Below are 24192 nucleotides of genomic sequence, written 5' to 3'. Positions count from 1 at the left end.
GGCTGGTGAATTTCATGGAACAACCTGTCGGTCAGCCAGCCTACGTGCTGCACAGCCGTGCCTACAAGGAAACCAGCGCGCTGGTGGACTTCTTCACCCCCCAGGGGCGCGTGCGTGCCGTGTTGCGCCGTGCGCGTGGCAAGGGTGGCAGCCTGGTGCGCCCCTTCGTGCCACTGGAGCTTGAGCTGCGCGGGCGAGGGGAGCTGAAGAACGTTGGCAGGCTGGAAACGGTCGGCATGGCACCCTGGCTGCACGGGGACGCTGTCTTCAGCGGTTTGTACCTCAATGAGTTGCTCATGCGCCTGCTACCGGCAGAGGCACCTTCGCCTGGATTGTTCGATCATTACGCGCAAACCTTGCAAGCCCTACTCGCCGGCCGCCCGCTTGAGCCGCTGTTGCGGGCTTTTGAATGGCGGCTGCTCGATGAGCTGGGTTACGCCTTCTCGCTGCACAGGGATGTCGTTGATCAGCCCATTGCCGCCGAGGGGCTGTACCGCCTGCGCGTGGACGCTGGGCTGGAGCGGGTCGAACTGTCCCAGCCTGGGCTGTTCGGTGGCACCGAGTTGCTGGCCCTGGCCGAGGCGGACTGGGAAACGCCAGGTGCTTTGCTGGCGGCCAAGCGCTTGATGCGCCAGGCCTTGGCCGTTCATCTGGGTGGCAAGCCGCTGGTCAGCCGCGAACTGTTTCGCAAGCGCTGATCACGACGTATGCTGTAGGGCTCAATCCAAGGAGAGCCTTTCGTGACTCACAGCAACCGCATGCTTCTCGGCGTGAACATCGATCATGTGGCCACCCTGCGCCAGGCCCGGGGTACGCGCTATCCAGACCCTGTCAAGGCGGCGCTGGATGCTGAAGAGGCGGGTGCCGACGGCATCACCGTGCACCTGCGCGAGGATCGCCGCCACATCCAGGAGCGCGACGTGCTGCTGCTCAAGGATGTATTGCAGACGCGCATGAACTTCGAAATGGGCGTTACCGAAGAGATGATGGCCTTTGCCGAAAAGATCCGCCCTGCACACATCTGCCTGGTACCTGAAACCCGTCAGGAACTCACCACAGAAGGTGGGTTGGATGTGGCAGGCCAGGAAGCGCGGATCAAGGCGGCCGTCGAACGCCTGTCGCGCATCGGCGCAGAAGTGTCGCTGTTCATCGATGCTGACGAACGCCAGATCGAGGCCTCGCACCGGGTGGGCGCGCCGGCCATCGAGCTGCACACCGGCCGTTATGCCGACGCGCAATCACCTACCGAAGTGGCCGAGGAGCTCAAGCGCATTGTCGATGGCGTTGCGTTTGGCATTGGGCAGGGCCTGATCGTCAATGCCGGTCACGGTCTGCACTACCATAACGTCGAGGCCGTGGCGGCCATCAAGGGCATCAACGAACTGAACATCGGCCACGCACTGGTCGCCCACGCATTGTTCGTGGGCTTCAAGGCCGCCGTTTCAGAAATGAAGGCGTTGATTCTCGCGGCCTCGCGTTGAGCCAATGGTTACTTGCGCGCCACCAGCGTGGCGCGACGCGGGGCAGGCAAGCCCTCGATGGTTTTGCCTGAATCGCAGGGGTCGAGGAAATCACTGAGCGACTGATAGCGCATCCATTCGGTACTGCGCTGTTCTTCCAGGCTCGTGACACTGACATCCACGCAGCGCACATCACTGAACCCAGCCCGGCGCAGCCAGCGTTCCAGGGCTGGGACCGAGGGCAGGAACCACACGTTGCGCATCTGCGCGTAACGGTCCTCGGGCACCAGCACCTGTTGTGTGTCGCCTTCGATCACCAATGTTTCCAACACCAGCTCGCCGCCCTTTACCAGGCAGTCCTTGAGCGCCAGCAGGTGCTCGATAGGCGAGCGACGGTGATAAAACACCCCCATCGAAAACACCGTGTCGAAGCCTTCGAGGCTGGCAGGCAGGTCTTCCAGGGCAAAGGGGAGGTGCCAGGCGGGCAGGTCCGGCAAGTACCGTTGCACCGCCTGAAACTGACAGAAGAACAACCAGTTCGGGTCGACCCCGATGACCATGTCGGCGCCGGCGCCTAGCATGCGCCACTGGTAATAGCCATTACCGCAGCCAACATCCAGTACCCGCTTGCCCTTGAGGTCCAGGTGCGGTGCGACGCGAGACCACTTCCAGTCCGAGCGCCATTCGGTATCGACGTGCACGCCAAACAGATCGAAGGGGCCCTTGCGCCAGGGCGACAGCCCCATCAATGCCTGGCGCATCTGCACACGGCTGGCGTCATCGCAGTCGCAGTCCAGGCGTAATCCATTTACCAGGTCGATTTCGCTCGGTTGCAGCGCCGGAAGCGCGTCCAGTGCACCGCGCCAGCGGTCCAGGTCGCCATGACCTTTTTCCAGCTTGGTATCGAGCTGCGCCTGCAGGCCTTGCGACCATGCAGCCAGGGGGGTGCCCGCCAGGCGGCGTGCCAGAGGAGAAAGGTCGATCATGGTAGGGCTATCAACGAGGCAAAGTTAAGGCATTGGAACCAGGGCACCACGGTCGAGAACCCTGCATCGAACAGGCGCTGGCGGTGGGTTTCCAGGGTGTCGGGCTTCATCACGTTATCGATGGCGCTGCGTTTCTGGGCAATTTCCAGTTCGCTGTAGCCGTTGGCACGCTTGAAGTCCAGGTGCAGGTCATTGAGCAGTGCCTGCGCGGTGGTGTCGGCAAAGCACAGCTTTTCCGAAAGAATCAGGGCACCGCCGGGTAGCAGTGACTGGCGGATGCGCGTCAATAGCGCCAGGCGCTGAGGGGGTGCGATGAACTGCAGGGTGAAGTTCATCGCTACCACCGAGGCCGGTTCGAACGCCAGGTTGAGGATGTCCGCTTCCAGCACCTCGACAGGCAACAACTCCTGGAACATCGAATCCTGGGCCGCGAGGTATTCCCGGCAGCGCTCGACCATGGCGGCGGAATTGTCCACGGCGATGACTCGGCAACCTTCCCCGCGCACGTGCCGGCGCAAGGCCTGCGTTACCGCACCGAGCGAGGCGCCCAGGTCATACAGCGCCGTACCGGGCTTGGCGAAGCGCGCGGCCAGTACGCCCACATTTTCGACAATGGTCGGGTAGCCCGGCACGGAGCGCTTGATCATGTCCGGGAACACGCGCACCACATCCTCGTTGAAAACGAAGTCGGGGACCTGCGCCAACGGTTGGGCGAAAAGACGATCGGGATCTGTGGTCACGGCGGGCTCGGGGCTGGGTAAAACGGGGCGCGCATTTTATCGAATGGCGGTTGATCTTGCCATGCCAGCTTGGCGCCGATTGGCCTGAACCATGCGTATGTAAGAGCAGGCACGCCCACGTACGTCAGCGCCGAGCGTTAGCGCACGACGACAGTGCAATCGAAGGTTTGCACAGGCGCCACCTGCGTAGCCCAGGGCTGCTGGTAGACCAGCTTCAATGCCGCCTTGCCGGGTTGATCGGCCTGATAGCGCCACGTCGAGAGGCCTTCGTTGCCGACCACATCCTCCTGATCAGGCGCGCTGTAGACCTCAGGCCCGAGACTGACGAGCACAGGCCTGGCTGCGGCTTCCACGCGCCAGCGGTAGCCAGTGGAAGGGTTGCTGGGTAGGGTCAAGTTCAACACCTGCCCTTTTTCAAGGTAGACCGGGCACTCACTGTCGGCATCCAGAGTGACAGGCTCGAACCCATGTTGGGCGCAGGCGGTTAGCAGGGTCAGCCCCAATGGGGCAAGAAGGCGTGAGGTGGACATAGGGGCTCCACGGGTTGTCGAACGCCCGAGGATAACCGATTAAGCGCCACGGCAGTCATACCAAGTTACGAATGAACCAGGGGCTGTGGCACAGCCCCTGTTCCTGGGCTTTAGAAAAGCACTTTCGCGACATCTGCAAAGCGCTTGGCGAAATGCACCGTCAACCCTTCACGCAGGTATTCGGGCAGCTCCTCGAAATCGCCGCGATTGGGTTCGGGCAGGATCAGCTCGTGGATCTTCTGCCGACGGGCCGCGATGACCTTTTCGCGCACCCCACCGATAGGGAGCACCTGCCCAGTCAAGGTCAGCTCGCCGGTCATGGCCACGCCTTTCTTCGGTGCCTGATCCCTTGCCAAGGACAGCAACGCGCTGGCCATGGTGATGCCGGCGCTCGGACCGTCCTTCGGCGTGGCGCCCTCCGGTACATGCAGGTGAATGAACGCTTCGTTGAAGAACGCCGGGTCGCCGCCAAACTGCTTGAGGTTGGAGCTGACATAGCTGTACGCGATTTCAGCCGATTCCTTCATGACGTCGCCGAGCTTGCCGGTGAGTTTGAAACCGCGGTTTAGCGTATGAATGCGCGTCGCTTCGATCGGCAGGGTCGCACCGCCCATGCTCGTCCAGGCAAGGCCTGTGATCACACCCTTGCCCGCCAGCACCTGCTCGCTGCGGAACACCGGCATGCCCAATGCACCTTCAAGGTCCTTTGGTCCGATCTTGAGCTTAGCGGTAGGGTCTTCAAGCAGCTTCACCACGGCCTTGCGCACGAGTTTGCCCAACTGTTTTTCCAGCTGTCGCACGCCGGCTTCACGGGCATAGCCTTCGATCACCAGGCGCAAGGCGCTGTCGGTGATGCTCAGGCTGCTTTTGGCCACGCCCGCCTTGGCCAGTTGCTTGGGCCAGAGGTGGCGTTTGGCGATCGCCAATTTTTCTTCGGTGATGTACCCGGACAGGCGAATGACCTCCATGCGGTCAAGCAGCGGGCCGGGGATGGAGTCCAGGGTGTTGGCGGTGCATACGAACAGCACTTTGGACAGGTCCAGGCGCAGGTCCAGGTAATGATCGAGGAAGTCGACGTTCTGCTCGGGGTCCAGGGTTTCCAATAGCGCCGAGGCAGGGTCGCCCTGGTAGCTTTGTCCCATCTTGTCGATTTCATCGAGCATGATGACCGGGTTCATCACCTCCACATCCTTCAGGGCTTGTACCAGCTTGCCGGGCTGGGCCCCGATGTAGGTGCGGCGATGCCCCTTGATCTCGGCTTCGTCGCGCATGCCGCCCACGCTGAAGCGATAGAATGGGCGGCCCAACGATTCGGCGATGGACTTGCCTACGCTGGTCTTGCCCACGCCTGGCGGGCCTACCAGCAGCACAATGGAGCCACTGATCTCGCCTTTCCATGCCCCAACGGCCAGAAACTCGAGGATGCGTTCCTTGATATCGTCCAGTCCCGCATGATGCTGGTCGAGCAGCTTGCGAGCGTGCTTGAGGTCGAGCTTGTCATCGCCGTAGATACCCCAGGGCAGGGCTGTCGCCCAATCCAGGTAGTTCCGGGTCACGGCGTATTCGGGCGAACCTGTTTCCAGGATCGCCAGCTTGCCCATCTCTTCATCGATGCGCTTGCGTGCCTGATCCGGCAGGGTCTTGCCTTCGAGCCGCTGCTCGAACTGCTCCAGATCCGCGCTGCGATCATCCTTGGTCAACCCCAGTTCCTGCTGGATGACCTTCAGTTGTTCCTTGAGGAAGAACTCGCGCTGATGCTCGCCGATCTGCCGGTTCACCTCGGCGGAAATTTCATTTTGCAGGCGAGCGACTTCGACTTCCTTGCGCAGCATGGGCAGCACTTTTTCCATGCGCTTGAGCATGGGCACGCAGTCGAGCACCTCCTGAAGCTGGCTGCCGGTCGCCGAGGTCAGTGCGGCGGCGAAGTCGGTCAGCGGGGAGGGGTCGTTGGGACTGAACCGGTTGAGGTAGTTCTTCAACTCTTCGCTGTACAGCGGGTTGAGGGGCAGCAGCTCCTTGATCGCGTTGATCAGGGCCATGCCATAGGCTTTGACCTCGTCGGTGGGGTCGGCCGGTTGGCGCGGGTAATCGACTTCAACCAGGTAGGGCGGACGATGGTGCTTGAGCCAGGTCCGAATACGTACCCGCGTCAAGCCCTGGGCCACGAACTGCAACTTGCCGTTTTCCCGGCTGGCATGGTGCACCTTGACCAGGGTGCCGTACTCCGGGAGGGCCTTGGTGTCGAAATGGCGGTGGTCTTCAGGCGGCGTGTCCATGAAGAACAGCGCCAGGCAGTGGTCGGGAGACTTGGCCACCAAGTCCAGCGTCTCGGCCCACGGCTCTTCGTTGACGATGACCGGTAGCACCTGTGCCGGGAAGAATGGGCGGTTGTGAATGGGGATCACATAGACCTTGTCCGGCAGTTGCTGTCCAGGCAGGGCCAAGGCATGGCCGGTTATCGGCTGGCTACTGGTGTGTTCGACTTCGTTGGAATCGTCGGCGTGTTCAGGGTAATCCTGCTGGTCGCTCATGGGGCACCTGCGTGAATGACTATGGTGCTTAGATGGGGCAAGGCAGGAAGGGTTTCAAGCCGCTGCCGGGCAGTGGCGCGCGCGCATGAAAAAGCGGAGCCCGTCAGGCTCCGCTTTTTGTGACACCGTGCCGGTTACTCGGCGAGTTTGTAGGCGATGATGTAGTCGCCCATCTTGGTGCCCAGCGAGCCGTGACCGCCGGCCACGATCAGCACGTACTGCTTGCCGTCCTTGCCGGTGTAGGTCATTGGAGTGGCCTGGCCGCCTGCTGGCAGGCGGGCTTTCCACAATTCCTTGCCGTTGTTGACGTCATAGGCGCGCAGGTACTGGTCCAGCGTACCGCTCAGGAAGCCTACGCCGCCGGCGGTGACGATCGAGCCGCCCATGCTGGGTACGCCAACCGGCAGGCCGATCGGCACCGGCGTGCTGTCGCGGGTGGTGCCGTTCTTGTGCTTCCAGACCACCTTGTTGGTGAACAGGTCGATGGCCGCTACATAGCCCCAGGCAGGCGCCTGGCACGGCACGCCCAGCGGCGACATGAACGGGTGCATGGTCACGGCATAAGGTGCGCCGGTGTTCGGTTGCACGCCGCTGGTCTCGCTCTCACGCTTGCTACCGTCAGCAACCTGCTCACGGGGGATCATCTTGGAGACGAACGCCATGTAGTTGGGCGATGTGAACAGCAGTTGGCGCACCGGGTCGACCGAGACACTGCCCCAGTTGAACACACCTACGTTGCCTGGGTAGATCAGCGAGCCCTGCTCGGACGGCGGGGTGTACTGGCCTTCGTAGCGCAGTTCGCGGAACTGGATGCGGCACAGCATCTGGTCGAACGGCGTGGCGCCCCACATGGCCTGTTCGGTCAGCTCAGGGCCGAGCAGATTGAGGTCCGAACGGGCCTGAGTTGGCGAGGTGTGATCGCCCTTGACCGCGCCTTGTGGCGTCGGGATTTCACGGATCGGCACGATCGGCGTACCGTCACGACGGTCCAGCACGTACAGGCTGCCCTGCTTGGTCGGCACGATGACCGCTGGCTTGACGCCATCGTCGGTCTTCAGCGATACCAGGGTAGGCTGGCTGCCCACGTCCATGTCCCACAGGTCATGGTGGGTGAACTGGTAGTTCCAGCGTGCCTTGCCGGTCGCCAGGTCCAGTGCGACCACGCCGGCGCTGTATTTCTCGGCGCCTGGCGTACGGTCAGCACCCCATTGGTCCGGCGTCTGGTTGCCCAGTGGCAGGTAGATCATGCCCAGGTCTTCGTCGACGCTGGCAATCGACCACATGTTGGCCGAGTTGCGGCTGTACATCTTGCCCGGTGCCAGTGGTGCGGTGTCGTCGGGGTTGTTGCTGTCCCAGTTCCACACCAGGCGGCCGTCGTGTACGTCGTAGGCGCGGATCACGCCGGACGGCTCGCTGGTCGATTCGTTGTCGGTCACGTGACCGCCAATGATCACCAGATCGCGAGTGATGGCCACAGGCGACGTGGAGTAGTAGCCACCTGGCGTGAATGGCCCAAGGCCGGTGGTCAGGTCGACGCTGCCCTGGTTGGCAAAGCCTTCGCAGACCTTGCCGTTGTCGGCATTGATGGCGATCAGGCGTGCGTCGGCAGTTGGCAGATAAAGACGGCGCGGGCAGGCCTGAGCCACGGCCTTGCCAGCCTCGCTGATAGTAGGCGCAGCGCTACCGTCAAGGCTTACGTAGCGGTTTTCGTCATAGTACGAAACGCCACGGCAAGTCATGTGGGCGAAACCCTTGAAGGTGCCTACCGGGCTTTTGATCTGCGGGTCGTAGCGCCAGATTTCAGCACCGGTATCCGGATCCAAGGCCAGCACGCGGCTGTGCGCGGTGCAGGCATAGAGCATGCCGTTGGCCTTGAGCGGCGTGTTTTCGTTGGTCAGTTCCACCGGGTCGTTGTCACTGGGCAAATCGCCGGTGCGGATACGCCAGGCCTCTTCAAGGCGATGGGCGTTTTGCGCGGTGATCTGGCGCAGCGGTGAGTAACGGTCGCCGTGCTCGGTGCGGCCGTAGGCATGCCACTCGCCGTCGGGCATGGCCGGGGCGGTGCTGGCCATTTCGCTGGTGTCGCGACCCAGTTCGCCATACACCTCACCGGGGTGGGTGAACTGACTGGCGACGGCGCAGGCACCCGAAGCCACCACGGCAACGGTGAGCAGCGCCGTGTTGGCTTTGCTGGCTGGCCCGATCAACGGGCGGCGCGACCAGGGCAGCAACAGCACCACGCCGATGGCGAACCAGAGGGCCAGACGCGGCACCAGTTGCCACCAGTCCAGGCCCACTTCGAGCAGTGCCCAGACCGTACTGCCCAACAATACGACGGCGTAGACACCCAGGCCGATACGGCGCTGGGCCAGCAGCAGGGCGCCAGACACGGCAAAGCCGATGCCGGCGATCAGGTAATACAGCGACCCGCCCACCTGACTCAACTTGATGCCGCCGGCCAGCAGTGCCAGCCCCATCAACAACAGCAGGACGCCGATCAGGCGGGGGAGCCAGCGGCTTCCCGTTTTGGCACCTTCAGTGCTCATCGCATGTTCTCCGTTTGGTATGTGTTTTTAGAAAGTGCTTTGAATCTTCAAGCCGCCGACCAGGGCGTTGTCGACCTGCGACACGCCTCCGGGGTGGCGGATGTATTGCAGGTTAGGTCGCACCGTGAGCCAGTCGGCAAGATGGATGCCGTAATACAGCTCAGCGCTGTATTCGGTGTCCTGTACGGGTAAGAAGCCTGGGTTGTCATAGTCGTAAAGCCCAGCGGCCTTGTTGGCCAGCCGAGCATTCTTGCGATAGGCCGGGTTGACATGCACACGGGCGATTGCAAGGCCGATGTCGTCCTTGGCCCGCCTGTCGAACGGCCCTTTGAATACCAGTCCAGCCTGCACATAGTTGTCGATGGCATTGGTTTTCTTGTCATGCATCGTGGCGTTGGCGAATACGCTCAAACCACGCGAGCCGTCCGATGCCAGCGCAGTCACCTGCTGCTGGGCGCCCAGCCACACGCCGTGCTTGCTTGAGCTGCTGCGGTAGGCGGCACCGCTGATCGCTGCCGCCTGCCCGTCGTTATCCTTGAGTACATCGCTTGCCTTGGCATTACTGTAGTAGTACCCGGCGCGATATTCCCCCTTCATGCCTTTGATGCGCGGGCTCCACACCAGTTCGATTGGCATGACGGCGCCCTGGGTGCCACTGCCGCTGAGTTTGAAGCCGTTGCCCGAATCCAGGTTGGACGGGTTCTGCTCGAATACGCCAACCTGGGCGAAGAGGCTGTCGCTGAGGTTGTAACGCACGCGCAAGGCCCACTGGCTGACGGGCCAGTTGTACCAGATGCCGCCTACCCAGTTGCCCACCTGAGAGCCACAGAAGGCCAGGTTCTGGAAGTCGCAGGGGAAGCTATTGAAGTCTTCGCCTTCGCCAAAGCGGCCAAACTTGACGTCCAGCGCGCCGTCGAAATAGTTCTGCTTGACCCATAGCTGCGTCAGGCGCCAAGTCTGGCCGCGGCCCCATACCTCCTGCGCCGAGGTGAAGCCACCCACGCGGGGGTCATTGATGCGGTCGTTGCTGATGTTCTGGCCGTGGCGCTCGGTGACCGTGAGCTGGAATTCGGCGTCGTGCCAGCCGAAGATCTTTTCCAGGTCCATGTGGCTGCCGAAGGTGAACTGATCACTGTAGCGGGCAGTGCGGTCGTGGTCGTAGCCACCGCGCAGGTTGCTACCCATTTCGCCTGTGTAGCCCAAGGTGAAGTCGTAACCCTGGTCAAGCAAGGCGGTACGGTGCCCGGCCCAGTCACCAAACATCCAGGGAGAGTCACTGGCAAATGGCTCGTTGGCATGGGCTGCGTTGGCCAGGGTCGCCAGGGCGAGGCCGAGGTAGCAGGATTTTGGCAGTTGAAGCATGAGGTAGCGCTATCTTCTGGTTGTTGGAAAAACGGCAAGCGCATCGACAGGCAGCCCTGGCAATGGGTTGACGAAAAAGGGGGTTGGGTGAAGCGATTCAGCTTGCGGCGGGGAGGATATAGGGTAAAGCGCGGGAAAAAAAGACAAAATGTCGCAGTGCATTGTTACCCCTTGAGTAACAGTGCGGCTGAATGGGGCGGATGACGCCCCATGCGTCCCATCATGGCGAGCGGGCTACCTCAGAAGGTGGTGCGCAGGCCGACTTCCACGCTTCGTCCCGGCGCAGGTGCGATATCGCGCAGGATCGAGCTGGCATAACGCACCGTCTGATCCGTCAGGTTCTCGCCACGCACGAATGCCAGCCACTGGCTGTGGCCCACGTCGAAGCGATACCCCACGCTGGCGCCCAGGGTGGTATAGCCATCGGTGCGGGTTTCATTGGCCGGCTTGCGGTGTTGAGCGGCGGCGTGCTCAACGTCCACCCGCGCCTGCCAGCGGTCAAGCTCCCACACCAGCCCGCTGTTCAAGCGCAACGGTGCGATTCGTGGCAGGGGCTCGCCGGAATCGAGGTTCTTGGCACGGGTATAGTCACCCGACAGCTCAAGCGCAAAGCTGCCATAGCGGTTCTGCGCCAACTGCCACCGGTCTTGCGCTTCGATGCCGTAGAAGCGGGCTCGAACACCTTGGTACTGGTATTCGGGAATGCCGTCATGGTCATGATCATGGTCTTCGCCTTCATGCTCATGATCGTGACCTTCGCGCAGGTTGCCGGTGCCGATCAGGCCGATATAGTTGCGAAAATGGCTGTAGAAAACGCCCACGCTGCCTTTGTGCGTGCCGTTGTCAAAGCGCAGTGCCAAGTCCCCCGAGAACGCTTTTTCCTTGCTCAGGCTGGCATCGCCCACTTCATAGGCACCGGTGGCCACATGCGCGCCGTTGGCATAGAGCTCATAAAAGGTGGGCGCCCGCTCGGTGTAGCCCAGGTTGGCGGCGAGCGACCAGATCGAGTCAAGTTGATACACGGCGCCCGACGACAGGCTAAAGGCATTGAAGCTACTGGCGCTGTCGGCTTCTGCAAACTGCGCGTTACCCTTGCCGTCCGGGTCGACGCGGGTGTGTTCCATCCGAGCCCCGAGGCTCAAGTCCAACCGATCAGTGGCGTGCCATTGCTCCAGCAAGAACAGTGCAAAGGTGTCGGTATCGGTATGCGGCACGAACGCTTCTTCGCCCAGGGCTGAGAATTCGTTGCGGCTGACTTGCGCGCCCAGCACGCCTTCGACGGGACCCAGGGGTTGGTGGCGGGCCTCGACACGGGCCTCGTAGCCTTTGTTCTTGAACGTGGTGTGGACTTCGCCTTCTTCGATTTCACGGTGCTGGTAATCGGTATACCCGGCATCGAGCTTCACCGAGCTGAACGGGCCGTCCAGGTCGCGAAACTGCGAGGCGAAAGCATAGTGGTCCTGCTCCATGTCCAGCCGAACGCCGGGCTCGGCCACCGAACCGTAGTTACTGTCATAACGGCTGTAGGACAGGCCAGCATAACCGTGGTCCCAGTGATAGGCACCGCCCAGCGCGCCGCCGTCCTGGCGACCGTCGCTGTTTTCCAGGCGATGCTTGCTGCCTGGGGTGTCGGCATCGCGTACCTGAGCGCTGCGAGCAAAGCCTGGGATGCGCAAGTCATTGTACTGACGGGCATTGGCATCCACGTGCAAAGCGAAGGCGCCGTTGCCGGCCTCCAGCTTGCCGGCACTGCTGCGTGTGGTGTCGGCGCCACCGTAGCGCAACTCGCCGGCTCCCTGGATGCCGTCGATAGGGGTATCAGGAATGCGGTTGTCGAACGTGTTCACCACGCCACCAATGGCATTGCCACCATACAGCAGGGCAGCGGGGCCCCGGACGATCTCGATGCGTTCGACGGTGACGGGGTCAAGGGGCACGGCGTGGTCGTAGGACAACGACGAGGCATCCAGCGCGCCTACGCCATTGCGCAGCAGGCGAATGCGATCCCCGTCCAGGCCTCGGATGATCGGGCGGCTGGCCCCTGGCCCGAACCAAGTGGAGGCCACACCTGGCTGTCGGTTCAGGGTTTCCCCCAGGCTGCTGTGCTGTTGTTGCAGCAGGTCGGTGCCTTCCAGCACCGTGCTGGGGCTGGCCAACTGGGCGCTGCCTAGCGGGTTGGCAGTGATGACTTGGGGCGAAAGTTCAACCCCCTGACTGTAGGAGGTGACCATGCAAAGTGCGAGTGCAAGCGGAGACAGGCGAAGCGGTGAGTGCACCATGAGCTGTAGCGATCCTTGGCAGAGATGTTAATTGTTACAATATAACATCTCTATTTCAGCACAGCCGTGTCCCACGCCGCCAGCCTTATTTGTCCAGCGCAGGGTGCGCGACGATGCCTGCACTGGTGTAAGGTGCGCATCTTTGTACCGGAGCCTTGGCATGAGCACTGCCCAACACAACGCGTTGCACGGCAAGACCCTCGAGCAGATCCTCACCGAGCTGGTCGCCCACTATCAATGGCAGGGGCTGGCCGAGCGCATTGATGTGCGCTGCTTCAAGAGCAACCCGACGGTCAAGTCGAGCCTTACCTTTCTGCGCAAGACCCCATGGGCCCGCGAGAAGGTCGAGCAGCTGTACATCAAGCTGCAGCGCCAGGCCTGACATGCGGCGTCACCCGTGGTTGAGCACCCTGGCCATGCTGGGCTGGCTGGGCCTGAGCGTGCAGGTGTACCTGGTGTTGTGGGGGCGATGGCAGGAGCAGGCGAGTCTGATAGGTGGGCTGATCAACGTGTTCGGCTACTTCACGGTGCTGACCAATACGCTGGTGGCCACTGTCCTGAGCTACGCCGCATTTGGCCGGGAAGGGGCGAGCAAGCGCTTTTTCCTGTCTCCTGTGGTCAGCTCGGCAGTGGCGGCGAGCATCGTGCTGGTGGCGTTGGCGTATAGCCTGTTGTTGCGCCATCTGTGGCAGCCGGAGGGTTGGCAATGGTTGGCAGACGAGCTGTTGCATGACGTCATGCCAGCGCTTTACGTCTTGTATTGGTGGTTCGAGGTGCCCGCGGGGCGGTTACGGCTGCACCACCTTGGGTTATGGGCGTTCTATCCTGCCGTCTATTTCGCCTATGCGTTGTGGCGCGGCAGTGAGATTGGCGTCTACGCCTATCCTTTCATCGACGTCGCCACCTTGGGGTTCGGCCAGGTGATGATCAATGCGCTGGGTGTGCTGGCAGGGTTTTGGGCAATCGCCGGGGTGCTGCTCATTCTGGACAGGTGGCGGGCGGGGTGAGCAAGGGCATGCCGTCATTCAAGCTTCTCAGGCTGCCCTGGGGTTTGAGCTTCGCAACGAACATTGCCGAGGCGCCGGACCGGCCGGCCCGGCCCCTTTCAGTCATCGCTCGCTGAACCTTCCGCGCGCCAGTAGGCGGCGGCTTTGAGGGCGTCTTGAGCTACGCCTTTGCTGATCAGCAGCGTCTTGACCTCACGCGTCAGGCTCTTTTCCAGCGCCACCCAGGCGTACAAGGCCCCTTCGGGTAATGGCAAAGCCTCGACCGTGGCCACCAGGTCGTCCCGCCCCCGTACCGACCAGATCACGTCCACCTGCGCCTGGCTCGGCAAGGGCTGACGCTCCTGCTCATCGTGAACCTGGATGACGGCCACCACCCGTCGCCCCGCAGGCAGGGCTTCAAGACGGCGGCCGATGGCGGGCAAGGCGGTTTCATCGCCGATCAGCAGGTAGGCATCGAAAATGTCCGGGACCACCATCGAGGCGCGCGGCCCGGCGATATCCAGGGTTTGCCCCGGTGCCGCTTGCGCCGCCCAGGTCGAAGCAGGGCCATCGCCGTGCAGCACGAAGTCGATGTCCAGTTCGTTGGCCTGCAAGTCGATGCGCCGGGGGGTGTATTCGCGCATGATGGGCCGCTCGCCACCTTCCCGACCCAGTGCCCGGGCATCAATGGCTTGCTGCTGCTCGGCAGTCTCGGCAAACAGCAGCTTGATATGGTCATCCGTGCCTAGGCTGATGAAGCCCTGCAGCTCAGCGCCGCCCAATGTCACGCGCCGCATTCGCGGGGTCAGGTCGGTCACGCGCAGCACGTTCAGGCGGCGCTGGCGAATCTCGTGGTTGACGCGGTGAATGGCTTCACTCATCGACGCTCTCCTGGTCAGGGGCATGGGGGCCGCCAGCGATGGCCTTGGCGGTCACGTTGAGCAGGTCGCGGACTCGCTCGATTTCCTCGGGTGTCCAGCGGCCATGGTGCATGTGCAAGGCGTGGCGCAGATTGCCCACGGCCTCGTGAATCTCAGCAGGGCGGTCGTGGCCCCGCAGGGCATGCTTGCTGACTTCGATACGCACGCGTAACCCGTCCAGTGCCACGGCCTGCTCGGTCAAGGCGCTGCGACCCGTGTCGGTAATGGTGTACAGCCGCTTGCTGCCTTGAGGTTGGCCCTGGATGAGTTCGGCCTCCTCCAGAAAGTTGAGCGTGGGATAGATCACACCTGGGCTTGGCGTATAGCTGCCTTCGAAGCGCTTTTCGATTTGCCTGATCAGGTCGTAACCGTGTCCTGGCTGTTCGCCCAACAGTGAGAGCAGCAGTAGTTTCAGATCGCCCGGGGCGAACACCCGAGGGCCGCGTTCGCCGCGGCCGGGTTTGCGTTCGAAGTACTCAGAATCGCGCATGCTGGAAAGTGCCTGTTTAAGATATATCTCAAGATATATCTCAAGATATATCTCAAGATGTCTCTTCGGCAAGCCACAAATGCTGATGATTCTTATCTACCCGTTCGATATATCCTCAGGTGAACCCGCGACGGCGTTTGACCGCTGTGGGGGGATGCATTCGTTAGGGTTGCCAGGCTGCAAGTACGGCATGAGGATCGGCGCCATGCCCTTGAGCACCTGCACCGGTAATGCAGACGTGAACTTGAAGGCCTCCGCCGAGCGCCCAGGCACGAAGGCGGTCAAGGTGCCGAAGTGGTTGTCGCCCAGGAAGAACACGAACGTCGCGGTGCGGTTCAGCGACCGTGAGCCTATCAGGCGGCCCCCGGCGCCAAAGCTTTCGATGCGGTTGTCGCCCGTTCCGGTCTTGCCGCCCATGACCAGAGGCGTGCCGTCCTTGAGCATGAAGCTGCCGGAGATGCGCCGCGCGGTACCCGCGTCCACCACTTGCGACATGGCGCCCTTGAGGGCTCGCGCCACTTCGACCGGCAGTATCCGCACACCACGGTCCGGGTCGCTGATCAGTTTGGTTTCGTAGGGCGTATCCGCTGCAAAGTGCAGGGTATCGATGCGCAGTGTCGGCAGCCGTACACCGTCGTTCTGGATGATGCCCACCAGTTCGGAAAGCGCGGCAGGCCGGTCACCGGAACTGCCAATAGCAGTCGCCAGCGACGGGACCAGGTGATCGAAGGGATAGCCGACCCGCTTCCAGCGCTGGTGAATGTCGAGAAACGCCTCGATTTCCACCATGGTTCGGATACGGCTGTCCCGTGCGCCCTGGTGACGGCTCTTGAACAGCCAGCTGTAGACCTCCTGGCGCTCGAAGCGGCTGGCGTTGATCATTTCGCTCAAGGTCGATGCCGGATGCTTGAGCAAGTAACCCAGCAGCCACAGGTCCAGCGGGTGGACCTTGGCGATGAAGCCCTGGTCAGGCAGGTTGTAACGCCCCGGGCCGTAGGCATCGTACATCTGTACCAGGCGATCGTCGGTCAGTTTGCTTTGTGCGAGCTTGCTGTCTTTGCTATGGGCCCGTACGAAGGCGTTAAACGTGGCCTGACCGGCCTCGGGGAACAGGTAGCGGTGCACGGCCGCCAGACGTTGGGGTGTCACGCGCATGCTGTCGAGGAAGGTGTCCAGGCGCTGCTGCGAGGTCTTGCGCTGGTACTTGCGCCAGAAACGCATCAGGTAGCTTGTCCCTTCCTTGTCGGCGAACTTTGCCAGGTACTCCTGTCGGCGCGGGTCAGCATCATCCTTGAGCAGCGGCACCGCGTTCAGTGGCTGCTGATAGGTGACGTAGCGCACCACGTCGCGCATCAGGCGGATGAACGGCAGGTTGATCGATTCGCGCAGGGCGTCCTTGAGGGTAGGGTTGCGGCCGTTGTCTTCCTTGCGGAAGTTGTTGAACACGTGCATACCGCCCCCGGTGAAGAACGATTCTCCGGTACTGGCCGAGTACTTGCGCTCAAGGGCGGCATCGAGCATGGCATCCAGGCTCTGGTTTTTGCTGTTTTGCATCAGCCAGCCCAGTGACCAGCGGCTGATGACATCCAGGTCGGCGACCTCGACGTTCTTCAACTCGGCCACAGGCTTGCCGGCGTACTTGTCATGCAGCTCGGCGACGATTTCCAGGTAAGTGGTCAGCACCCGAAGCTTGGCGGTGGACCCCAGTTCCAGCTTGCTGCCTTCGTTGATGTCGAAGGGTTGGTCAGTGCTGTCCGTCTGTACCCGCACGCGTGAGCCATCGGCCGTGCGTTCGAACAGGGTGAAACTGTAGCTGACCTGGTCGGTGGTTTTGGCGGTCAGCAGACGTTCGCCGATCAGGCCGATCTGCGCGGCAAAGGCCGGGTCGGCCAGATGCTTGAGGTACTCGCTGACTTGCAGCTGCAGGTCAGCCTGCAAGGTGCTGGTGGCAGAAAGGTCCAGGCGATCGAGGTCGTACAGCGGGCGGTTGAGCATGGCCGAAAGACGGTTGCGGGCCAGGCTGATGCCCTTGTTGGTGACGATCGGCACGATGGTCGGTTGCGCGACCCAGTCACGGTAGACAGCCTTGCTGGCCAATGCGGCATCGGCCAGCGCCTGAGGGATGATCTGGTTCGCGGCCAGCACCCGGACATGGGCGTCGGTCAGCTCGGCGAGTTCGAGTCGCCCTTTGGAGAGGTAGTGCGAGGGCCGGCGCTGGGCGATCATCAACGACAGCACCTGACGCAGCGCAAGGCCACGGGCCGCCAAGCTCTGTGCGTCCGTGGCGGTGTCATTGAGCGCTTTGTTGACTTGCTCGAAGTCTGCCCCGTACCACACGCGCAGGCCTTCGGCCATACCGTGCACCTCTCCATGACCCGGCACGGCGGACAGCGGCACGCTGTTGAGGTAGTCACGCACGATGCGCTGGCGCGCCTCGGTGGTGTCCGGCCCGCCCTGGTAGGCGCGCACGCTGGCAGAAATCATCTGCCTGATCTTCTCGGCGCCCGACACGGTCAACCCGTCAGGTGAATGGCGATACTTCTCCAGCTGGGTAGCCAGGGTACTGCCACCGGCAGATTGGCCAGGCAGGGCCAGGTAGCGCGCGATCTGGCTGTAGGCCGCCTTGGCGAAACGGGGCCAGTCCACCGCCGGGTTGTTGCGCGGATCACGGGTATCGAGCAGGTCGCGGTTCTCGATGAACAGCAAGCTGTTGACCACCACCGAGGGAATCGAGGCGAAGTCCGGGTACAGGTACTGGGGATACTGATACTGGTACAGCATGTCGCCCCGGCAATCGGTGATCGCCAGGCCTGCCTGGACCTTTTCGATGTAGGGCGCGAACAGCCCATGATCGACGTAGTTGACCAGCGCCGGCGAGAACCGCACTTGTTGGCTGATCAGGTAATCGCGCTTGAGCAGGCGAGGCAGGAACTCGCCGAGCGAGCTGTAGCCCAGGCGCTTGTCGAACGGCCCTTCGCCTGGGTACACGATCGAATCGCTGGGGCCGGGCTGCAGCGAGTAAGTCAAGGTGCTTGCCAGCTTGCTGAACTCGCGCGATTGCAGCTCGGAGGTGCGGAATTCTTCATAGGCCGCGAAGCCGACCGTGCCAGCTGCCACCAGCAGAATCAGGATGATCAGGCGCCACCATAGCCGGCGCTGACGAGGGGACTTGGGTTCTGGCGTCTCGGCAGGCGTTTGTGCGGGGGCTTGCTTGGTGTTTGGTTCCGTTTGCCACAGTGCGCCCATAATCGTCTATCCAACCAGGTATTTTCATCTTGCTTGCCTGGAGCTTAGACGTTGCGCCGGGTATGTGAAAATTTTGTGGAAACTGCGCAATAAAGCGGGTGCGCGGCTTGGCCGCGCTCAAGCATTCAGGCGGCTACCTCGCTGTTGGGCTCGAAGCTGTCCGCCCGGGCCAGTTGCCACATACGCGAATAGAATTGCCCATCGACCTCGCCGGTCAGTAGCTCGCCGGGCTTTAGGAACACATGCATTTGCGAGAACAGCTTGATCTCGGTGGCTGAAATGCGGCGTACCAAGTGCTTGGCTTCGAGCTGCGACGGGTGTTCCAGCCCGGCAGCAGCCAGCATTTCGGCCAAGGCACGCAGGGTGTTGCGATGGAAGTTGAGCACCCGTTCGGCTTTGTCCGGCACCACCAGGGCACGCTGGCGCAGCGGATCCTGCGTGGCCACGCCGGTGGGGCACTTGTTGGTGTGGCAACTCTGGGACTGGATGCAGCCGATGGCGAACATGAACCCCCGCGCAGCATTGGCCCAGTCCGCACCGATGGCCAGGACGCTGGCAATGTCGAAGGCGCTGACGATCTTGCCGCTGGCACCGAGCTTGATCTTGTCGCGAAGGTTCAAGCCCACCAAGGTGTTGTGCACGAACAACAGGCCTTCGCGCAGCGGCACACCGATATGGTCGGTGAACTCCACGGGGGCGGCCCCGGTGCCGCCTTCCTTGCCATCGATCACGATGAAGTCGGGCAGGATGCCGGTTTCCAGCATGGCTTTGGCAATGCCCATGAATTCCCACGGGTGACCCAGGCAGAGCTTGAACCCCACCGGTTTGCCGCCCGACAGCTCACGCAGTTGGGCGATGAACTGCATCATTTCGATGGGTGTTGAAAACGCGCTGTGCCGCGACGGCGAGACGCAGTCTTCGCCCAGCAGCACGCCGCGGGTTTCGGCAATTTCCTGGGTAACCTTGTGCTTGGGCAGAATGCCGCCATGCCCAGGCTTTGCGCCCTGGCTCATCTTGACCTCGATCATGCGCACCTGCGGGCTGCGCGCCTGCGCGGCAAATGCCTGCGGATCGAAACGACCGTCCGAGGTACGGCACCCGAAATACCCGCTGCCCAGTTCCCATACCAGGTCGCCGCCGTGCTCGCGATGGTAGGGGCTGATGCTGCCCTCACCGGTGTCGTGGTGAAAGTTGCCCAGCTTCGCGCCTTGGTTCAACGCGCGAATGGCGTTGGCGCTGAGCGAGCCAAAACTCATGGCGGAGATGTTGAAGATCGAGGCTGAGTACGGCTGGCTGCACTGCGGGCCGCCGATGGTGATGCGAAAGCTCGCCGGGTCAGCCAGAGGCGCCGGGCGCATGGAGTGACCGATGAACTCGAAGCCCGACGCGTAGACGTCGATCAGGGTGCCGAACGGCTTGTCCGAGACCTGGTTCTTGGCCCGGGAATAGACCAGCGAGCGCTGGGCACGGGAGAAGGGCAGGGCGTCGCTGTCTGCTTCGAGCAGATACTGGCGGATTTCCGGGCGAATGGTTTCCACCAGGTAGCGAATATTGCCCAGGATCGGGTAGTTGCGACGCACGGCGTGGCGTTTTTGCAACAGGTCGAACAGGCCTATCAGGCTGAGCAAGCCTGTTGTCAGGGTGAACGGCCAAAGCCAGTGGTGATGAATCAATGGCAGGGTGGCCAGGGTAAACACGATGCAGACGGCGAACACCGCATAACGGCTGAGAAGTGACAGGCTCATACAGGGTCCTTGCGATGGCTCGGTCAGGCTCACGGCCTGAGGTGAGCCCCGACCATAGCCAACTTGTCCGTCGCTGCAAAGGCCGTGTCGCGCAGCAGCAGCTGTCGCCACTGCGTTTGCTGCGCTGCGCAAGCTTCGACCAGATAGACGTAGCGCTTGCCCACCCGCGCAGCCACCGGTACGCCGTCGCGGTAGAGCAGGCGGTTGCCGCTGGTGGCCGGTACCTTGGCCCCCGGCAGCAACGTGCCGATCAAGTTCAGCGGATCGCTGGCACTGACCAGCACCAACGTGCCGTCCGCCGCTTGCCGGCGAACCTGGCGCAGCATGGCCACGGCCTCGGGCAAGGCGAACTGCTCGCCGGACAACCCGGCAATGAAGCGCCCACCCCGTATTTCCCCACGCGCCTCCAGGCGCTGGTAGCAGCGCAGCAGGTCACGCCAGGGCGGCAGCACATCGCTCTCACGCGCCAGCAGGCGCCAGCACATCACCCCGTAGCGCTGCAGCAGCAGGCGAGCGATGCTTTCGATGTGCTGATCCTGATCCGGCGCGGCTTCGCTGCGCGGCAGCAGGGCCCAGCGCCCTGCATAAGCCATGCTGTTGGACAAGGGCAGGTGACCGAAGCGCGGCCGACGCGCGGTGCGCCGGGCGGCCGGCGCGATCAGGCTACGCAGCCCGGTGAAGCTGTCGGCATTGGCCAGGCCAGCGCCAACCAGCGCCTGCAAGGCCGTTTCCAGTTCGGCGGGGAGCAGACGGGCCTCTTGGGCCAGCTCGTCGAAAAACAGTGCACCCCGGGTTTTCAGGGCGTCATGCACCCGCTGGGCACGTGGTCCCAAGGTGTCGAGGCACGGGGGTGGGGCCAGGCTTCGCCACAGCTGCAGGTGTTCGCGAGGCAGCAACACCACGGGCGTGCTGGCCACCGTGCTGGCTGACACGGTACTTGCCAACCGGCTCCAGGCGAACTGCCCGCTGCGGCAGGCCTCGTCGAGCCAGCTGGGGCTGTAATCGCGCACGCGTGCAGGCAGCACTTCGGCTTCCCACGCCCCGGCCGCACTTGGAAACCCCTGCAGTTGGGCCAGCACAACAGGCAGCGCCTGCGGCCCTTGCAACCGTTGCCCCGGATCAAGGTGTTGCCAGTGGAACAGGAAACGCATGAAGTCCTGCAGGCTGACCGGCTCGATCTCCCGGCGCAGACGTTTGACGGTATAGCGGTGGATACGCGCCAGCAGGTGGCGTTCGCACCATTGAGTGTCAATTGCATCTGGGCTGAAATGCCCCCTGAGCACATGGCCTTGGGCCTCGAGCCGGGCCAATGCCTGCTCCACATCAGCGATGGACTTGCCCAGCGGCGTCGCAAGCTGGGCAACGGTGGCAGGCCCATGACCGCTGAGCCGGGCACGCAGCAGTTCGGGCAGCGCCAGGTCATGGTCCACTGGCTGATCGAAGCCTGGCAGTGGCTCGACCACGGGCGCCAGGCGGCAATCGGGGTAGACGGCTTTCAACAGCGTCAGGCGCTCACGGGCCAGCCACAACTTCTGCTCGGGCAGGTAGACGGCTCGGCCCCGCTTGGCAAGCTGATCAAGCAGCGTACGCCAGCGTGCGCCTGCCTGAGCTTCGGGCTGGCTGATGGCGCCCAGGCTCATGAGCGCTTCATGCATTTCATCTGCGTTGACCGGCTGCGGCCAGGCCTCGGCTGCCACTGCCGCAATGGCGTCCGCATCCAGCGCACCCAGCTCATCACCTGACTGCACATCCGCCCAGCGGCGATTGAGCACCGCCTGGGTACGGCGCTCTTCGAGCGGGGCGTCATCCAGAAAGGTGTAGGGCCTGGCGTTGAGAATGGCTGACGCCAGCGGCGAGGGCGCCGGCAGGTCGCGCGCCAGCAGGCGCACGGCACCGCTTTCCATGCGCCGCAGCAACGCCAGCCAACCGTCGCAATCCATGGCGTCGTGCAGGCAATCGTCGAGGGTCTGACGAACCAGCGGGTGGTCCGGTACGTGCCGTTCGCCGGACAGATTTTCAAGGCAGGCGATCTGATCGGGAAACACCGAGGCGATCAGGTCTTCGCTCTTCATGCGCTGGATCTGCGGTGCAACCTTGCGACCACCGGCAAAGCGCGGCAAGGCCATGGCCACACCCGCGTTCCAGCGCCAGCGGACACCGAACAGCGGGGCATCGAGCACAGCCTGGATCAGCACCTGCTCGGCGCTGCGGCTGTCGAGGTAGCGCCACACCTCGTCGAGGGCAAAGCTGTGGCTGGTAGACAGCGACAGCACGATGGCATCTTCACTGGCTGCCGCTTGCAGCTCGACATTGAAGGTACGGCAGAACCGCTTGCGCAGGGCCAAACCCCAGGCGCGGTTGATGCGGCTACCGAACGGCGAATGGATGATCAGCTGCGTGCCGCCTGACTCGTCGAAGAAACGCTCCATCACCAGGGTGTCCTGGGAGGGCAGGGCGCTCAATACCTGCTGGGTGCGGGCCAGGTAGTCCAGCAACTGCTCGGCACAGCTGGCGTCCAGTTCGAATGTGGCTTGCAGCCAGGCCAGCACATGCGCCAGCGAGCCATCGGCGTGTTGCAGGCGCTCATCGATCTGCCCTTGCAGCCTGGCCACGGCGGCGCTGAGCTCGCGGCTGCGGCCAGGGGCTTCGCCCAGCCAGAACGGAATCGTGGGGGGCTGGCCGTGGGCGTCTTCGACCCGGACCCGCCCGGCCTCCACGCGCAGGATGCGATAAGACGCGTTGCCTAGCTGGAAGATGTCGCCAGCAATGCTCTCCACGGCAAAGTCTTCGTTGACGCTGCCGATGTTCAGCGCCTGAGGTTCGAGCACGACGGCGTAGTCGGCGTTGTCGGGAATCGTCCCGCCACTGGTCAAGGCGGTGAGTTGGCTGCCACGGCGCCCTCGCACCATGGCGCTGACGGCATCACGGTGCAGGTAGGCGCCGCGCACGCCCTGGCGGCCGTTGTAGCCTTCGGCAAGCATGCCAAGCAAGGCGTGGTAATCTTCGTACGCCAACGTTTCGAACGGCATGGCCTGGCGCAGGCAGTCGAACAGCGCTCGCTCGTGCCAGGGCTGGTTGCTGGCCTCGGCGACGATCTGCTGGGCCAGCACATCCAGCGGGGCCTTCGGTACCTGCACTTCATCCAACTCGCCGCGGCGCACGCAATCGAGCAGCGCCACGCACTCGATCAAGTCGTCTCGCGATGTCGCGAACAGGCGTCCTTTGGGCACCCCGTCCACCTGATGTCCTGCACGCCCCACGCGCTGCAGGAACGCTGCGATCGAGCCGGGTGAGGCGATCTGGCACACCAGGTCGATGTCGCCGATGTCGATGCCAAGTTCCAGCGAGGCCGTGGCCACCAGCACCTGCAGCTCGCCCGCCTTCAGGCGCTGCTCGGCGCTCAGGCGCCTTTCCTTGGAAAGGCTGCCGTGGTGAGCGGCCACCGCAGCCGCGCCCAACCGATCGCTCAAGTGACGGGTGATGCGCTCGGCCAGCCGCCGGGTGTTGACGAACACCAAGGTGGTGCGATGCGCACGGGCCAGTTCGGCCAGACGATCGTACACCAGCCCCCAGGCATCCTGGTCGAGCACCGCCCCCAGTGGCACCGGCGGGATTTCGATGGCCAGGTCACGCTGGCGGGCGTGCCCTACATCGACGATGGCACAGGCGCGCCCGCTGCCCACCAGAAACTGCGCCACCCGCTCGACCGGACGCTGGGTAGCAGACAGGCCGATGCGTCGCAGCGGACGGTCGCACAACGCTTGCAGGCGTTCGAGGGTCAGCGCCAGGTGGCAACCGCGCTTGTTGCCGGCCAGGGCATGGATCTCATCGACGATGACGGTGTGCACCGTACGCAGGCCTTCACGCCCAGAGGCCGAACCCATCAGCACGTACAGGGACTCAGGGGTCGTGACCAGAATATGCGGTGCCTGTTTGCGCATGGCGATGCGTTCTTTCTGGGGCGTATCACCAGTGCGCACCGCCGTGGTGATGGTGGGGGCTGCGTGCCCTTGCGCCTGGAGTGTGCGCTGGATGCCCTCCAGCGGTATTTGCAGGTTCAAGCGGATGTCGTTGGACAGGGCTTTCAAAGGCGATACGTAGACGACCTGCGTGTGGGCGGGCAATGTGCCGCCCTGCTCCAGCCCTTGGCGAAACAGCCGGTCGAGCACCGCCAGAAACGCACTGAGCGTCTTGCCTGAGCCGGTCGGCGCTGCCAGCAGCACGGACTGACCGGCCTGGATGAGCGGCCAGGCCTGAGCCTGGGCATCGGTCACCGACGGATAACGGCCTGAGAACCAGGCCGCAACGCCTGGATGGAACAGCTCGAATACGGGATGGTTGGCGGCAGGAAGCGTCATTGGGAAGGTTATG

General features: G+C 63.0%; 16 protein-coding genes. 4 read left to right on the top strand and 12 right to left on the bottom strand.

The features are described 5' to 3' along the window. Positions 1 to 14 precede the first annotated feature (14 nt). Both recO and pdxJ read left to right on the top strand, forming a co-directional pair. Positions 15 to 698, top strand: coding sequence for a DNA repair protein RecO (recO, locus tag ACF8R3_RS18385; RefSeq protein WP_058639314.1), 684 nt, complete (start codon positions 15 to 17; stop codon positions 696 to 698). A gap of 60 nt (positions 699 to 758) precedes the next feature. Then, entirely contained in the window at positions 759 to 1481 is a 723-nt protein-coding gene (pdxJ, locus tag ACF8R3_RS18380) for a pyridoxine 5'-phosphate synthase (protein WP_219857981.1), read from the top strand. Between the two features lie 8 nt (positions 1482 to 1489). Here pdxJ and cmoB read toward each other — a convergent pair whose 3' ends face one another. The 7 genes from cmoB to ACF8R3_RS18345 all read right to left on the bottom strand — a co-directional run bounded on the left by cmoB (position 1490) and on the right by ACF8R3_RS18345 (position 12434). Continuing rightward, positions 1490 to 2446 (bottom strand): tRNA 5-methoxyuridine(34)/uridine 5-oxyacetic acid(34) synthase CmoB, encoded by a 957-nt coding sequence (gene cmoB, locus ACF8R3_RS18375; protein ID WP_326383899.1) that lies wholly within the window; start codon positions 2444 to 2446, stop codon positions 1490 to 1492. After that, positions 2443 to 3186: a carboxy-S-adenosyl-L-methionine synthase CmoA gene (gene cmoA / locus ACF8R3_RS18370; protein WP_196185208.1), complete on the bottom strand. Its 744-nt coding sequence runs from the start codon at positions 3184 to 3186 to the stop codon at positions 2443 to 2445. The genes cmoB and cmoA overlap by 4 nt, the downstream gene beginning before the upstream one ends. A 137-nt stretch (positions 3187 to 3323) precedes the next feature. After that, a complete protein-coding gene (locus ACF8R3_RS18365) occupies positions 3324 to 3716 on the bottom strand; it encodes a protease inhibitor I42 family protein (protein WP_392515989.1) in 393 nt (130 codons plus the stop codon). Positions 3717 to 3826: 110 nt separating this feature from the next. Continuing rightward, on the bottom strand, positions 3827 to 6247 hold the full coding sequence (gene lon / locus ACF8R3_RS18360; RefSeq protein ID WP_058605200.1) for an endopeptidase La: 2421 nt from the start codon (positions 6245 to 6247) through the stop codon (positions 3827 to 3829). A gap of 134 nt (positions 6248 to 6381) precedes the next feature. Beyond that, the gene (locus ACF8R3_RS18355; RefSeq protein ID WP_392515988.1) at positions 6382 to 8793 is read right to left on the bottom strand and encodes a glucose/quinate/shikimate family membrane-bound PQQ-dependent dehydrogenase; all 2412 of its coding nucleotides are present in this window, start codon (positions 8791 to 8793) and stop codon (positions 6382 to 6384) included. 27 nt (positions 8794 to 8820) lie between these two features. Then, on the bottom strand, positions 8821 to 10155 hold the full coding sequence (locus ACF8R3_RS18350) for a carbohydrate porin (protein WP_058639308.1): 1335 nt from the start codon (positions 10153 to 10155) through the stop codon (positions 8821 to 8823). Between the two features lie 239 nt (positions 10156 to 10394). Beyond that, the gene (locus tag ACF8R3_RS18345) at positions 10395 to 12434 is read right to left on the bottom strand and encodes a TonB-dependent receptor (RefSeq protein WP_078478087.1); all 2040 of its coding nucleotides are present in this window, start codon (positions 12432 to 12434) and stop codon (positions 10395 to 10397) included. A gap of 160 nt (positions 12435 to 12594) precedes the next feature. Between ACF8R3_RS18345 and ACF8R3_RS18340 the strand changes: the two genes are divergently transcribed. Further along, entirely contained in the window at positions 12595 to 12816 is a 222-nt protein-coding gene (locus tag ACF8R3_RS18340; RefSeq protein ID WP_027915371.1) for a VF530 family DNA-binding protein, read from the top strand. A 1-nt stretch (position 12817) separates the two neighbouring features. Then, positions 12818 to 13441 (top strand): Pr6Pr family membrane protein, encoded by a 624-nt coding sequence (locus ACF8R3_RS18335; RefSeq protein ID WP_392515987.1) that lies wholly within the window; start codon positions 12818 to 12820, stop codon positions 13439 to 13441. 98 nt (positions 13442 to 13539) lie between these two features. Here the strand turns inward: ACF8R3_RS18335 and ACF8R3_RS18330 are convergent, their stop codons facing one another. From ACF8R3_RS18330 to ACF8R3_RS18310, 5 genes are all read right to left on the bottom strand, one after another. After that, positions 13540 to 14301, bottom strand: coding sequence for a siderophore-interacting protein (locus ACF8R3_RS18330; RefSeq protein WP_078478088.1), 762 nt, complete (start codon positions 14299 to 14301; stop codon positions 13540 to 13542). Continuing rightward, positions 14294 to 14830: a PadR family transcriptional regulator gene (locus ACF8R3_RS18325; RefSeq protein WP_078478089.1), complete on the bottom strand. Its 537-nt coding sequence runs from the start codon at positions 14828 to 14830 to the stop codon at positions 14294 to 14296. The genes ACF8R3_RS18330 and ACF8R3_RS18325 overlap by 8 nt, the downstream gene beginning before the upstream one ends. Positions 14831 to 14926: 96 nt before the next feature. Then, entirely contained in the window at positions 14927 to 18076 is a 3150-nt protein-coding gene (locus tag ACF8R3_RS18320; RefSeq protein WP_196185209.1) for a transglycosylase domain-containing protein, read from the bottom strand. A 125-nt stretch (positions 18077 to 18201) separates the two neighbouring features. Continuing rightward, positions 18202 to 19821 carry an FMN-binding glutamate synthase family protein gene (locus ACF8R3_RS18315; RefSeq protein WP_392515986.1) on the bottom strand — a complete coding sequence of 540 codons (1620 nt, stop codon included), beginning with the start codon at positions 19819 to 19821 and terminating at the stop codon, positions 18202 to 18204. A gap of 29 nt (positions 19822 to 19850) precedes the next feature. Beyond that, entirely contained in the window at positions 19851 to 24179 is a 4329-nt protein-coding gene (locus ACF8R3_RS18310) for a DNA glycosylase AlkZ-like family protein (protein WP_392515985.1), read from the bottom strand. Between the last annotated feature and the right edge of the window lie 13 nt (positions 24180 to 24192).

The organism is Pseudomonas sp. FYR_7, assembly GCF_043106155.1.
Taxonomy (GTDB): domain Bacteria; phylum Pseudomonadota; class Gammaproteobacteria; order Pseudomonadales; family Pseudomonadaceae; genus Aquipseudomonas; species Aquipseudomonas parafulva_B.
The sequence above is the reverse complement of the archived record's forward strand: the minus strand, read 5'-3'. Positions and strand labels throughout refer to the sequence as shown.

Bases quoted from the DNA above. Each gene is read 5' to 3' on its own strand.
- ACF8R3_RS18315 (WP_392515986.1), bottom strand. From the start codon at position 19,821: ATGAGCCTGTCACTTCTCAGCCGTTATGCGGTGTTCGCCGTCTGCATC.
- ACF8R3_RS18320 (WP_196185209.1), bottom strand. From the start codon at position 18,076: ATGGGCGCACTGTGGCAAACGGAACCAAACACCAAGCAAGCCCCCGCA.
- ACF8R3_RS18310 (WP_392515985.1), bottom strand. From the start codon at position 24,179: ATGACGCTTCCTGCCGCCAACCATCCCGTATTCGAGCTGTTCCATCCA.
- ACF8R3_RS18350 (WP_058639308.1), bottom strand. From the start codon at position 10,155: ATGCTTCAACTGCCAAAATCCTGCTACCTCGGCCTCGCCCTGGCGACC.
- ACF8R3_RS18335 (WP_392515987.1), top strand. From the start codon at position 12,818: ATGCGGCGTCACCCGTGGTTGAGCACCCTGGCCATGCTGGGCTGGCTG.
- ACF8R3_RS18365 (WP_392515989.1), bottom strand. From the start codon at position 3,716: ATGTCCACCTCACGCCTTCTTGCCCCATTGGGGCTGACCCTGCTAACC.
- cmoB (WP_326383899.1), bottom strand. From the start codon at position 2,446: ATGATCGACCTTTCTCCTCTGGCACGCCGCCTGGCGGGCACCCCCCTG.
- ACF8R3_RS18355 (WP_392515988.1), bottom strand. From the start codon at position 8,793: ATGAGCACTGAAGGTGCCAAAACGGGAAGCCGCTGGCTCCCCCGCCTG.
- lon (WP_058605200.1), bottom strand. From the start codon at position 6,247: ATGAGCGACCAGCAGGATTACCCTGAACACGCCGACGATTCCAACGAA.
- ACF8R3_RS18345 (WP_078478087.1), bottom strand. From the start codon at position 12,434: ATGGTGCACTCACCGCTTCGCCTGTCTCCGCTTGCACTCGCACTTTGC.
- recO (WP_058639314.1), top strand. From the start codon at position 15: ATGGAACAACCTGTCGGTCAGCCAGCCTACGTGCTGCACAGCCGTGCC.
- ACF8R3_RS18325 (WP_078478089.1), bottom strand. From the start codon at position 14,830: ATGCGCGATTCTGAGTACTTCGAACGCAAACCCGGCCGCGGCGAACGC.
- ACF8R3_RS18340 (WP_027915371.1), top strand. From the start codon at position 12,595: ATGAGCACTGCCCAACACAACGCGTTGCACGGCAAGACCCTCGAGCAG.
- pdxJ (WP_219857981.1), top strand. From the start codon at position 759: ATGCTTCTCGGCGTGAACATCGATCATGTGGCCACCCTGCGCCAGGCC.
- ACF8R3_RS18330 (WP_078478088.1), bottom strand. From the start codon at position 14,301: ATGAGTGAAGCCATTCACCGCGTCAACCACGAGATTCGCCAGCGCCGC.